The 11,369-nt window shown below is 67.8% G+C and carries 11 protein-coding genes; 2 read left to right on the top strand and 9 right to left on the bottom strand.

Annotated features, from left to right (window positions below; genetic code table 11):
• Positions 1 to 340: 340 nt before the first annotated feature.
• Entirely contained in the window at positions 341 to 3,844 is a 3,504-nt protein-coding gene (locus RMO40_RS04865; protein WP_309717098.1) for a PAS domain S-box protein, read from the top strand.
• Here RMO40_RS04865 and RMO40_RS04860 read toward each other — a convergent pair.
• Positions 3,841 to 4,311: an SET domain-containing protein gene (locus RMO40_RS04860; RefSeq protein ID WP_309717095.1), complete on the bottom strand. Its 471-nt coding sequence runs from the start codon at positions 4,309 to 4,311 to the stop codon at positions 3,841 to 3,843. The two genes, RMO40_RS04865 and RMO40_RS04860, sit on opposite strands and share 4 nt — an antisense overlap.
• Before the next feature lie 165 nt (positions 4,312 to 4,476).
• On the opposite strand from RMO40_RS04860, the gene RMO40_RS04855 reads away from it, so the two are divergent.
• Complete coding sequence (locus RMO40_RS04855) at positions 4,477 to 4,773, top strand: hypothetical protein (protein WP_309717092.1); 297 nt, start codon at positions 4,477 to 4,479, stop codon at positions 4,771 to 4,773.
• A gap of 88 nt (positions 4,774 to 4,861) precedes the next feature.
• Here the strand turns inward: RMO40_RS04855 and RMO40_RS04850 are convergent, their stop codons facing one another.
• The 8 genes from RMO40_RS04850 to RMO40_RS04815 form a co-directional block, all read right to left on the bottom strand.
• Complete coding sequence (locus tag RMO40_RS04850; RefSeq protein WP_309717089.1) at positions 4,862 to 5,887, bottom strand: putative sulfate exporter family transporter; 1,026 nt, start codon at positions 5,885 to 5,887, stop codon at positions 4,862 to 4,864.
• Positions 5,888 to 5,896: 9 nt separating this feature from the next.
• Positions 5,897 to 6,670 carry a ferredoxin--NADP reductase gene (locus RMO40_RS04845; protein WP_309717086.1) on the bottom strand — a complete coding sequence of 258 codons (774 nt, stop codon included), beginning with the start codon at positions 6,668 to 6,670 and terminating at the stop codon, positions 5,897 to 5,899.
• Positions 6,667 to 6,987: a gamma-butyrobetaine hydroxylase-like domain-containing protein gene (locus RMO40_RS04840; protein ID WP_309717084.1), complete on the bottom strand. Its 321-nt coding sequence runs from the start codon at positions 6,985 to 6,987 to the stop codon at positions 6,667 to 6,669. The genes RMO40_RS04845 and RMO40_RS04840 overlap by 4 nt, the downstream gene beginning before the upstream one ends.
• 1 nt (position 6,988) lies before the next feature.
• The gene (locus RMO40_RS04835; protein ID WP_309717081.1) at positions 6,989 to 7,852 is read right to left on the bottom strand and encodes an ATP-binding cassette domain-containing protein; all 864 of its coding nucleotides are present in this window, start codon (positions 7,850 to 7,852) and stop codon (positions 6,989 to 6,991) included.
• Positions 7,849 to 8,790, bottom strand: coding sequence for an ABC transporter permease subunit (locus tag RMO40_RS04830; protein WP_309717078.1), 942 nt, complete (start codon positions 8,788 to 8,790; stop codon positions 7,849 to 7,851). The genes RMO40_RS04835 and RMO40_RS04830 overlap by 4 nt, the downstream gene beginning before the upstream one ends.
• Positions 8,791 to 8,793: 3 nt before the next feature.
• On the bottom strand, positions 8,794 to 10,236 hold the full coding sequence (locus tag RMO40_RS04825) for an ABC transporter substrate-binding protein (protein ID WP_309717075.1): 1,443 nt from the start codon (positions 10,234 to 10,236) through the stop codon (positions 8,794 to 8,796).
• Between the two features lie 92 nt (positions 10,237 to 10,328).
• On the bottom strand, positions 10,329 to 10,658 hold the full coding sequence (gene fdxA / locus RMO40_RS04820; protein ID WP_309717072.1) for a ferredoxin FdxA: 330 nt from the start codon (positions 10,656 to 10,658) through the stop codon (positions 10,329 to 10,331).
• 139 nt (positions 10,659 to 10,797) lie between these two features.
• A partial coding sequence (locus tag RMO40_RS04815) for a HEAT repeat domain-containing protein (RefSeq protein WP_309717069.1) occupies positions 10,798 to 11,369 on the bottom strand: 572 nt, incomplete at its 5' end.

Here is an 11,369-nt window from a genome sequence, read left to right as displayed (position 1 = left end):
GCGAAAGCCCTCGGCCGCGAGCCGTTCGAACTCGTGCCAGCCCATGCCCTCGATCAGCGCCGCGCCCGCCGGCAGCGCGGCCGCCACCGCAGGCTCACGCCGCACACGCCAGCCGGCCACCCGCGCTGACAGCCGCTTCAGAATGCCCCACGCCCGCGCTGTTGCCATTGCCCTGGTACTTACCCGCCGTGACTCTGCCCGCGAGGCTACCCGAGGCCCGGCACGCCCACAATGCGGTGAGGCCCGGGGCGCCCGCGCGTGGCAGCGTGATGAAATGCCCTTGGCCGATTCGGTTCACCCTGAATGCACGCCGCGATGGATGAACGCACGCCTCCCGCCCATGCGCACCTCTTTGCCGATCCGCTCGCGACTGACCTTGCTGGTGCTGGCCACCGCCTTGCCCCTGGTCGCCCTGCTCGCCTACAACGGCGCCCGACAAACCGAACACGAAACCCATCGCGCCCGTGCCGAAGCCTTGCGCGCCGCCCGTGCTGCCGCCGTCGAGACCGAGAACCTGTTGCACAGCGCCCAGCGGCTGCTCGTCCAACTGGCGCAACGGCCCGGTGTGAACGGGCTCGACCCGCAACAGTGCGACCCGATCTTCGCGAGCTTTCGCGACCTCTTCCCGATCTACACCAACCTGATTTCGGTGCGCCGCGACGGCGACCGCGTCTGCAGCGCCATCGAGCCCGCGCCGGGCACGCCCCCGCGTGTCAGCGCGGGGCTGCCGCTGGCAGAAACCCTGCGCGACAACCGCTTCAGCGTCGGCCAGGTCAGCCGTGGTGTGTTCACCAAACGTTGGGTGCTGCTGGTCGCGCTGCCGCTGCCAGCGCGTCCCGATGCCGAAGGCCGCATGGCACCGCCAGGCGTCATCGCGCTGGCCATCGACCTGGCCGGCGTGCGCCTGGCGCCGGGCCCGGGCGAGCTGCCGCCGCAGGCGCTGGCGCACATCGTCGACGCACGCGGCTCGGTCATCGCCAGCAGCCTGGCACCCGAACAATGGATCGGCCAGAGCCTGGCCCACCTGCCCTGGTTCAAGGAGCTGGTGCCGGGGCCAGGCCGCTCCGGGCAGTCGGCTGACCACGCCGGCGTGCAGCGCATCTTCGGCGTGGCGCCGATCCAGGGCACGGCCTGGCACGCCGCGGTGGGCATCCCGGTGGACCTGGTGTACGGGCCGGTGCGCGAGCGCACGCTGTTCAATACCGTGTCGGCGCTGTTGGCGGTGCTGCTGGCGGCGATGCTGGCCTATGTCGTGGCGCGCCGCACGGCGTCGCCGGTGGAGGCCGTGGCCGCCGCGGCCAGGCGCGCCTCGGTCGACCACAGCGTGCAGGCGCTGCAGGGCGTCTCGCTGGCCGGCGCACCCCGCGAGGTGCAGGCGCTGGCCGAAGATTTCCGCGCCATGCTGGCCGCTCGCGCGAGCGCCGAGCAGGCCTTGCGCGACAGCGAAGAAAGCCTCGCCACCACCTTGCATTCGATTGGCGACGCCGTGATCGCCACCGACGCCGCCGGGCGCATCACGCGCATCAACACCGCCGCCGAGCGCCTCACCGGCTGGGCTGCGCCAGAGGCCCTCGGCCGGCCGCTGGCCGAGGTGTTTCGCATCGTCAACCACGAAACCCGTGAAAACGCTGGCGACCCGGTGCAGCGGGTCTTGACCCACGGCGACGTGGTGGGCCTGAGCAACGACACCGCACTGCTGTCGCGCGACGGCCGCGAGTACCAGATCTCCGAAAGCGCCGCGCCCATCCGCGACGCCCAGGGCCGCATCACCGGCGTGGTGCTGGTGTTCAGCGACGTGAGCGAGCCCTACCGTGTGCAGCAAGCACTCGCGGCGCGCGAAGAGCGCCTGCGCAGCACCGGCGAGCTGGCCCGGGTGGCCGGCTGGGAGCTCGACATCCTCTCGCAGACGACCACCACCTCCGATGAGATGTGCCAGCTGCTCGAGGTGCCACCGGGCACCCATTTCACGCTGGAACAAGGCTGGGCCTTCTTGCGGCCCAGCGCACGCACGCAGGTCGACGCCGCCTTGCACGAGGCGACCACACGCGGCACCCCCTGGGACATCGAGCTGCCCATGGTCAGCGCTCAAGGGCGCGACATGTGGGTGCGCTCGCGCGGGCGGGTGCTCATGCGCAACGGCCAGCCGTCGCGTGTGCTCGGCGTCATCCAAGACATCACCGACCTGCGCGAGTCGCAGGAAAAAGTGCGCCAGAGCGAGGGCCTGCTGCGCATCGCCAGCAAGATGGTGCGCATGGGCGCCTGGGTGGTGACGCTGCGCGACCGCAAGATGGTGTGGTCGGACGAAGCCTGCGCCATCCATGAGGTGCCGCCCGGCACCACCCCCAGCCTGGCAGACGCCTCGCAGCACCACGCGCCCGAGTTCCGCGAGGCGTTGCGCACCGCCTTCGAGGCCTGTGTGCGCCACGGCACGCCCTACGACCTGGAAATGCAGATCGTCACCGCCACCGGCAAGCGGGTGTGGGTGCGGGTGCTCGGCGAAGCGGTGCGCAACAGCCAGGGCAAGATCTCGCGCGTGCACGGCGCCATCCTGGACATCAGCGAAACACGACTGGCCCGGCTCGAGCTCGAGAACCACCGCCATCACCTGCAGATGCTGGTGGCCGAGCGCACCGCCGACCTGGAGAGCGCACGCAACGCCGCCGAGACGGCCAACCGCGCCAAGAGCGCTTTCCTGGCCAACATGAGCCACGAGATCCGCACGCCGATGAACGCCATCATCGGCCTCACCCACCTTCTGCAACGCGACCTGCCCGATGCCCATGCCCAGGAGCAGTTGGACAAGGTGGCTGCGGCAGCGCACCACCTGATGGGCATCATCAACGACATCCTGGACCTTTCCAAGATCGAGGCCGACCGGCTCGAGCTCGAAGACCGTGAGTTCAGGCCTCGCACGGTGATCGCCAGCGCATTGGGCATGCTGCGCGAGCGCGCCGAATCCAAGGGCCTGGCGCTGCAGCCCGAGATCTCGCCCAGCCTGCCCGAGCGGCTGCGCGGCGACCCGCTGCGGCTGGAGCAGATCCTGCTCAACTTCATCGGCAACGCGATCAAGTTCTCGGAGCACGGCACCATCAAGCTGCGCGCGCGTGTGGCCCAGTCGGCGAGCAACGCGGTGATGCTGCACATCGAGGTGCAAGACCACGGCATCGGCATCAGCCCCGAACAGCAGGCGCGGCTGTTCCAGTCGTTTTCACAGGCCGACGACTCCACCTCGCGCAAGTACGGCGGCACCGGCCTCGGCCTGGTGATCGCCAAACGGCTGGCCGGCCTGATGGGCGGCAACGTGGGCGTGCGCAGCGCCCCCGGGGTGGGCAGCACCTTCTGGATGACCGCGCGCCTGGCCACCGTGAGCCAGGGGGTGGCCGATGACATCCACAGCGTGCCGTTGCGCGTGCCCGAAGACAGCATCATCGCGCGCCACGCCGGCGCACGCGTGCTGCTGGTCGACGACGACCCCGTCAACCAGGAGGTCACGCTCGCCCTGCTGCGCCGCCTGCGGCTGGCCGTCGACGTGGTGAGCGACGGCCAGCAGGCGTTGGAGCGGGTGCGCACCGAGGCTTATGCGCTGGTGCTGATGGACGTGCAGATGCCGGTGATGGACGGCCTGGAAGCCACCCGCGCCATCCGCCGCCTGCCAGGGCGCGAGAGCCTGCCCATCCTCGCGATGACGGCCAACGCCTATGCCGAAGACCGCCACGAATGCCTGGCCGCCGGCATGAACGACCACATCACCAAGCCGGTGGCGCCGAGCCGCCTCTACGCCTGCTTGTTGCGCTGGCTCGATGCCGGCGCGGTGGCGCGGCCTGAGCCGGGCTCGAACGCCTAAAGCTGGCCCACGCAGCCCGGCGCGCCACAGCGGCAGCGCAGCCGGCCCTGATGGTGCGTTTCGCCGTAGTTCACGGTGATCTCTTCGCCCAACGCCACATCACGCATCGCATAAAACTCGACCCGCCCCTGGCGCACCCGCAGGCTTGCGTTCGGCCGGCACGAGTGGTTGGCAAAACGCAGCGGGTCGAGCGAGCCGGTGGCGTCGATCGCGCGCCGCTCGGACACCGCAATGATCATGATGCGGGCCTGGCCCCGGGCGCGCCGTTGGGCCTCTTGAAGGCTGATGGCTTCGCCTCTGATCTCGCCGATCTTGCGCCGCTGCGCGATGGCCTCGCCTGCAAATGCGCCCTGCCCGTCGATGGGGCTGGCGCGCACCTCGACCACAAACTTTTGCGGCCCCGCACGCACCGACACGGCCGCTTCTGGCGGCTCGGGAGCGGGCGGCAGCGAGACGAGTCGAGGCATGAAGCGATTGTGGCGTCAAGCCAGGCCGTGGCCGCAATCGGCGCACAAAGTCACGCCGGCACCGACTCGTCTCTGAACTGGGCCGCAGAGGGCTGGCTTATCCATACATGTCGCGGCGAAGCAGCCGATAGCCTAGGCATCAGATGATTTGCAAGGGAACACAGCATGAACCGCACCCACACACAAGCCGCTCACCCGCTCGCGCCCCGCTACCCGGTCGGCGCGCCCACGGACACGATCGAGTGGGAAGAAATGCCCTCGCTCGTTGCGCCCCGCCTGGTGCCGATGACCGCGCAGCCGATGCTGCGCACCCAGGTCAGCGACTTCAACACCGCCTGGGGCGTGACCATGCCCGCCCACCTCGACACCACCCCACAGGCCACGCCGTACCGCGAAACGATTCGCGGCCTGGTCACGCGCGAGATGAACGAGCCTGACGTCTTCAAACAATTCTTCGGCTGAAATGTCTGCCCCCACGTCGCTGCGCTCCTGCCCCCCGAGGGGTCGCAGCCCGGCTTCGGGCGGCCGAGCGCCGGGCTGACCACTCCGCTCACCGCATCCACAGCGCAACGCCCAACAGCCCGCCCGCCAACCACAGGCTCGTCACCAGCATCAGCAGCGCCGGCCGCCACCCGGCGCGCGCCAGGTGGGTGAACGACGTTTTCATGCCCAACCCCGCCACGCCGAGCATCAGGCAGGCGCGTGAAGCCTGGTTCAAGCCAGTCTGAACCGGCCCCAGCACACCCAGTGAGTTGAGCGCCGCCAGCGCCACAAACAGCCACAGGAAACCCGGCACCGACCCACCCAGCCGCTGCACCAGCGGCCGCGGTGCCACCCCACCCGTTGCGCGGCACGCCAGTGACACCCCCAGCACCACCAGCACCAGCAGGCTGACGCGAAACAGCTTGACCACCGAGGCCGCATCTCCCGCTTCGGCGCCCAGCGTGTAGCCGGCCACGATCACTTGCGCCACGTCGTGGATGCTGCCGCCGATGAACAGCCCGGCGAGCGCGGGTGGCAGCGCCAAGGCGCGGGCCACCAAGGGGTAGAACACCATCGCCAGCGTCGACAACAGGGTGGCCATCACCACCACCACCAGGGCATGGCGCTCGGGGTGTTTGTCGCGCGGCATCACGGCCGCGATGGCCAGCGCCGCCGACGCGCCGCAGATGGCGGTGGCGCCACCCGCCAGCACGCCCAGCACCCACGGCAGCCGCAGCCAGCGCGACATCAGCCAGCCGCACAAGAGCGTGCTCGCCACCGCCGCCACCACCACCGCCGCCGTGACCCAGCCAAGGCCGGCGATCTGCTCCAGCGTGATGCGCGCGCCCAGCAGGCCCACGCCCAGGCGCAACAGACTGCGGCTGCAGAAGTCGATGCCGGGTGCGGTGCGCGCCTCGGCGCTCTGGTAGTGAAACGCGGTGCCGAACAACAACGCGTACAACATCGGCGGGCCGTTGTGCAGCGCCGCCACAAAACTGGCGGCCAGCGCGATCAGCACGCACGTGGCAGTGCCGGCCGCATGACGCCTCACCGCCTGGGCGCTGGCCCAGGCGATGTCGGCGGCGGCAAACATGGCCGGGCTTTACTTCTCGACGAAAGCGCGTTCGATGACGAAGTGACCGGGGTGGCTCATGTTGCCCTCGGTCATGCCCGCCTTGTCGAACAGGGCGCGTGTATCGCGCAGCATCTCGGGGCTGCCGCACAGCATGAAGCGGTCGTCTTGCTTTGACATGGGCGGCAGGCCGATGTCGTGGAACAGCTTGCCGGTTTCCATCAGCGTGGGAATGCGCCCCTGGTTGCGAAAGGCCTCGCGCGTGACGGTGGGGTAATAGATCAGCTTGGCCGCAGCCTGCTCGCCGAAGTATTCGTTCTTCGGCAGCTCTTGCGTGATGACCTTGTCGTAGGCCAGCTCGCCGACCTGGCGGCAGCCGTGAATCAAGACGACCTTTTCGTACAGCTCGTACACCTCGGGGTCGCGAATCATCGCCATGAAAGGCGCCAGCCCGGTGCCGGTGGAGAGCAGGTACAGGTTCTTGCCGGGCAGCAGGTTTTGTGTCAGCAGCGTGCCCGAGGCCTTGCGGCCGATCATGATCGTGTCGCCCACCTGGATGTGCTGCAGGCGCGAGGTGAGCGGGCCGTCTTGCACCTTGATGCTGAGGAACTCGAGCGTCTCATCCCAGTGCGGGCTGACCACGCTGTAGGCGCGCAGCAGCGGCTTGCCATCGACCATCAGGCCGATCATCGTGAACTGGCCGCTCTGGAAGCGAAAGCCCGGGTCACGGGTGCAGGTGAACGAGAACTGGCGGTCGGTCCAGTGGTGGATCGACAGAACCTTGGATTCGAAGAGATTGCTCATGACAGGTGTTCCGACGGCAAGTGCGTTGCCAGCTCGCGCAAGTAGGGCCAGGGATAGATGCCGCGGTCATGTCCGTCGCTGAAGGCGAGCTGCAGCCCGACGTCCCCGATCGGGTGGAGGGCGGTGAGAGCGATGCCCTCGGCTGGCTGCTGCGGACGACCTTGGCGGCGCTGGTGCTCGCAGCCTGCGCACTTGCAGGCGGCACGCAGCTGCGCCACCCCCAATTGTGCCCGCAAGCCGTCGGCCCAGCCGATCTCCAGCCTCCCCGTGACTTGATGGTGCACGACTTCCTGCACATCAGCATCAAGCAGACCCACCTCAGACCACCCCGGCCATGCCCTGCGGGCCGATCTCGGTGCACAGGCCCGACAACCCGCCTTCACCCAGCTCGCCGCCCATCGCGGCCAGGCTTTCCTCGCGGATCAGGCCCTTGATCTGCCGCACCAGGGCCGCGAACTCCGGGGTTTCGGCCATCTCGGGCGTGCGCGGGCGGGGCAGCGGCACGGCCAGCTCGGCCTTGATGCGCCCGGGCCGGGCCGTCATCACGTAGATGCGGTCGGAAAGAAACACCGCCTCGTCGATGTCGTGCGTGATGAAGAGCACCGAGATGCGCAGGCGCTGCCACATGTTGGTCAGGATCTCCTGCATCACCACGCGGGTTTGCGAGTCGAGCGCGCCAAAGGGCTCGTCCATCAACAAGACCTGCGGGCTGGTGGCGAGCGCACGCACGATGCCCACACGCTGCTTCATGCCGCCCGACAGTTGATCGGGGTAGTGGTTCTCGAAGGCCAGCAGCCCGGCCAGCCCCAGCAGCGTGCGCGCCTGCGTTTCGCACTCGCTGCGCGAGCTGCCCTTCATCTTGAGCCCGAACTCCACGTTCTTGCGCACTGTCATCCAGGGAAAAAGCGAGTACTGCTGGAACACCACGCCGCGGTCGGAGCCGGGGCCGGTGATGGGCGCGCCGTCGAGCATCACCTGCCCGGCGCTCGGCTTCAAGAAGCCTGCCACCACATTGAGCAGGGTCGACTTGCCGCAGCCCGAGGGCCCGATCAGCGAGACGAACTCACCCGGGCGCACATGGATCGAGGCACTCTTGACTGCCTCGACCTCACCGCCCTTGACGTTGAAGCGAATAGCGAGGTCGCGCACATCGACGCGGCCCTGTGACGCGACGGCATTCATGTGCGCACCCCATTCGACGAGTACGCCTGCCACGGCATCGCCGCCTTGGCCAGCAGCCTGATCGCCCCACTGCACAACAAGCCCAGCACGCCGATGGTGATCATGCCGAGCGCGATCTCGGCGTAGCTGATCAGCGAATAGGCTTCCCAGGTGAAGTAGCCGATGCCGAACTGCCCCGAGATCATCTCGGCCGCGATCAGCGAGACCCAGGCCACACCCATGCCCACCGCCAGGCCGGTGAAGATGTGCGGCATGGCACCCGGCAGCACCACGTGGCGCAGCAGGCTGGGCTCGCTCGCCCCCAGCGTGCGGGCAGCGCGCAGCAGCACCGGGTCGAGGCTTTCCACCCCATGCACCGTGTTGAGCAGGATGGGGAAAAACGCCCCGAGGAAGGTGATGAAGACGATGCTCACCTCGTTGCTCGGCCACAGCATGATCGACATCGGCACCCAGGCAATCGCCGGGATCGGGCGAAACACCTCCATCGCCGGCAACGTGAGCCCACGCACCCAGCGGTAGCGCCCAATCAGCACACCCAGGCCCACCCCCAACAGTGTGGCCACCGCAAACCCGAGCAGGATGCGGCGCACGCTGATGCCGATGTTGGTGACGAACTTGGCCGACTCGTTGACCTCGACCACCTTCTCGAACACTTGCGCCGGTGTGGGGATGTTGTTGAAGCGCACGTAGAAATCGAGCTTGTATTGCGTGGCCAGCTGCCAGAACAAGAGCACGCTGCCAATCGACACCACCGCCATCGCCCACAAGCCGAGGCGGCCTTGCCAGAAGCGCGGCCACAGCCCCGGTGACTTGGCAGCCGCCAGCGGCAAAGGCAGCGGCGTGACGCTCGCGCCGATGTGCGACGCGGCCGGCCCCGCGCGCGGGCCTGCATCCTCGCGTGGCGCCACGAAGTCTTCAACCCGCTGGATGGCTGCCATGGTTCACTTCCCTGCCGTGGTCACGGCCACCGGCGGCACCGCCTGCCCCAGCGCTTCGGCATAGGTGGCGAGCTTGCCGCTGGTCTTGGCGGCGTGGGCTTCGGCATCTTTCTTCAGCAGGAAGGGCACCGCCACCGGGCTCTTGGGGTTGCTCGCATCGAGCGCGTAGAAGGCCTTGTCGGCAAACAGCTTGATGCCCAGCTCCTTGTCGTAGAGATAAGCCACGGTCACCTTTTTGCCCTGGGCTTCGTACTGCCGCACACCGGCGAGCAGGCAGGCCGGCGAACTCATCGGTACGATTTCGCCACTGGCCAGCCAGATCTCGCCGGCTTCCTTCGGACGGGTGACCTGCGTCTTGCAGACCGGGTCACGCCCGCTCACGTCGTAGTTGGCGAGCGTCTGCTTCTGCGCTTCGTAGTCTTGCCCGCGCTGCTTGAAGGCTTCACGCACATAGGTTTCGTTGACCCAGGCCGCCACGTCGAACTCTTTCACACGACCCAGCTTCGAAAGCACACCATGCGCCGTCTTGATGGTCTCGACCCAGCGCGGCTTGATGCTCGGGTCGAGCGTGTGGATGCCCCCCGGGCCCAGGAAGACGTACACCACCTCTTTCTCGATCTTGGTCCACTCCTCGACCTTCTGCGCGGCGAGCTTGGGGTCTTTGCGCACCCAGTCGTTGGCTTCCATCAGCGCGCGGATGTAGGCCACCACCGCCTCGGGGTACTTGTCGGCAAAGTCCTTTCTCACCACCACGCCGTGGAAGGTGGGCACCTTGGTCTGCGCGCCGTCGAAGATCTTGCGGGCGAAGCCGCGGTAGGGCAGCAGGTCGGCGAAGGGCACGAAGTCGCCGTGGCCGTCGATCTTCTTTTCCTGCAGGTTGGTGGTGCCGACCTCGGGGCTCTGGCTCACCAGGTTCCAGAAGTCGTTGGGCCAGCCGCGCTCCTGCATGGCCTGCAACATCATGCCGTGCGCCGCCGAGCCGAAGGGCACCGACACCGTCTTGCCCTTCAGGTCGGCCAGCTCGTAGTAGGGGCTGTCCTTGTGCACCACCACGCCATTGCCCGAGCCGAAGGCGTTGTAGGCGATGACGGCGATGAGCTGCGTCTCGTTGCCCTTGTTCTGCTGGCCGGTGGCGCCGTTCACCAAGAGCGGGTAGTCGCCCATCATGCCGATCTGCAGCTTGTTGGCGATCATGCCGTTGGTGACCGGCGGGCCCGAGGTGAAGTTCTGCCAGTCGAGCTTCCACTCGATGTGGGCGTACTTGCCGGTCTTGGGCAGGTACTTCTCCAGCAGCTTCATCTCCTTCAGCACGATGCCGCCGGTGACGGTGTTGGTGGTGGTGTTCTGCGTGCCGATGCCGATGGTCACCACATCTTTGGCGGCCGCAGGGGTGGAGCAGATCAGCGCCGAGGCGCAAGCAAACGAGAGAAGAACAATCGAGCGCATCTCAATCTCCTGGTCGATCACATCACGTTCACAAAGCCACTGCGCAAGATCGGTGCCTGCGCAGAGACTTCACCTCTGTCTCCTGGGCCGGCTCAAGCGCTTTCGCGCAGCAGGCCTCTCTTGTTGGGCTTGTCGGCCCACTCGCCGGCATCGGGCAGCGGCTCGTTGGCCGCGGTGATCAGCGGCCACTGGGCGGCGAGGCGCTTGTTGAGCTCGATGTATTCCATCTGCTCGGGCTTCAGGTCTTTTTCGTCGACGATGGCTTCGACCGGGCATTCGGGCACGCACACACCGCAATCGATGCAGGCCACCGGGTCGATCACCAGGAAGTTGGGGCCTTCGTGAAAGCACTCGACGGGGCAGACCGACACACAGTCGGTGTATTTGCAGCGGATGCAGTTTTCGGTGACGACGAAGCTCATGGCTCAAGGCTCCCAAGGCGATGCTTCGATTCACTCCGTTCGCCCTGAGCTTGTCGAAGGGCCCTTCGATAGGGCTCAGGGCAGGCTTCGACAGGCTCAGCCCGAACGGAGCGGGGCGGTGCAGCGGGTATCAACACCGTCATGTGTCTCTCACCATCTGGATGCTGGTGAGCGCCAGCTTGGCAAGCTTGCGCACATCGGGGTCGCTGTCGTGCAGCGCGCGTTCCAGCGGCGTGATGCCGCGCGGGTCGCCCACCTCACCCAACGCGATCACCGCCTCCTTGCGCAGGTTGCTCACCGGGTGGCTCAACGCTTCGGCGAGTGCGGCGACGCCATCGCGCGCGCGCAGCTTGCCCAGGCTGCGCGCGGCCTTCACGCGCACCTGCCAATACTCGTCTTCCATCGCGCGCACGAGGTGGGGCACACCGAGCGACGAGCCGGTCTTGGCGAAGGTGGTGGCGGCTTCTTCGCGCACCTGCCACACCGAGTCGGCGAGCGCGCGGCTCAAGGCCGGGTGCACGCTCACGTCGGCGCTGTCGTTCGCGTAACTCAGGGCGCCAACGGCCACGCGGCGCACTTCGGGGTCGGTGTCGTGCGCGGCGATCTGCGTCAGCGAAGCGATCGCCTGCGGCTTCTTCAGGTAGCCCAGCACGCTGACCGCGGCGCGGCGCACGCGGGCGTCGGTGTGCTGCAGGGCCTGCACCGCCGGCT

Source organism: Rhizobacter sp., assembly GCF_031412075.1.
Lineage (GTDB): Bacteria > Pseudomonadota > Gammaproteobacteria > Burkholderiales > Burkholderiaceae_C > Rhizobacter.
Note: the sequence above shows the minus strand (reverse complement) of the source record. Positions and strands in the feature narration are given on the sequence as shown.

Excerpts from the sequence above, each read along its gene's own strand:
- RMO40_RS04865 (WP_309717098.1), top strand. The coding sequence starts at position 341 with ATGCGCACCTCTTTGCCGATCCGCTCGCGACTGACCTTGCTGGTGCTG.
- RMO40_RS04860 (WP_309717095.1), bottom strand. The coding sequence starts at position 4,311 with ATGCCTCGACTCGTCTCGCTGCCGCCCGCTCCCGAGCCGCCAGAAGCG.
- RMO40_RS04855 (WP_309717092.1), top strand. The coding sequence starts at position 4,477 with ATGAACCGCACCCACACACAAGCCGCTCACCCGCTCGCGCCCCGCTAC.
- RMO40_RS04850 (WP_309717089.1), bottom strand. The coding sequence starts at position 5,887 with ATGTTTGCCGCCGCCGACATCGCCTGGGCCAGCGCCCAGGCGGTGAGG.
- RMO40_RS04845 (WP_309717086.1), bottom strand. The coding sequence starts at position 6,670 with ATGAGCAATCTCTTCGAATCCAAGGTTCTGTCGATCCACCACTGGACC.
- RMO40_RS04835 (WP_309717081.1), bottom strand. The coding sequence starts at position 7,852 with ATGAATGCCGTCGCGTCACAGGGCCGCGTCGATGTGCGCGACCTCGCT.
- RMO40_RS04830 (WP_309717078.1), bottom strand. The coding sequence starts at position 8,790 with ATGGCAGCCATCCAGCGGGTTGAAGACTTCGTGGCGCCACGCGAGGAT.
- RMO40_RS04825 (WP_309717075.1), bottom strand. The coding sequence starts at position 10,236 with ATGCGCTCGATTGTTCTTCTCTCGTTTGCTTGCGCCTCGGCGCTGATC.
- fdxA (WP_309717072.1), bottom strand. The coding sequence starts at position 10,658 with ATGAGCTTCGTCGTCACCGAAAACTGCATCCGCTGCAAATACACCGAC.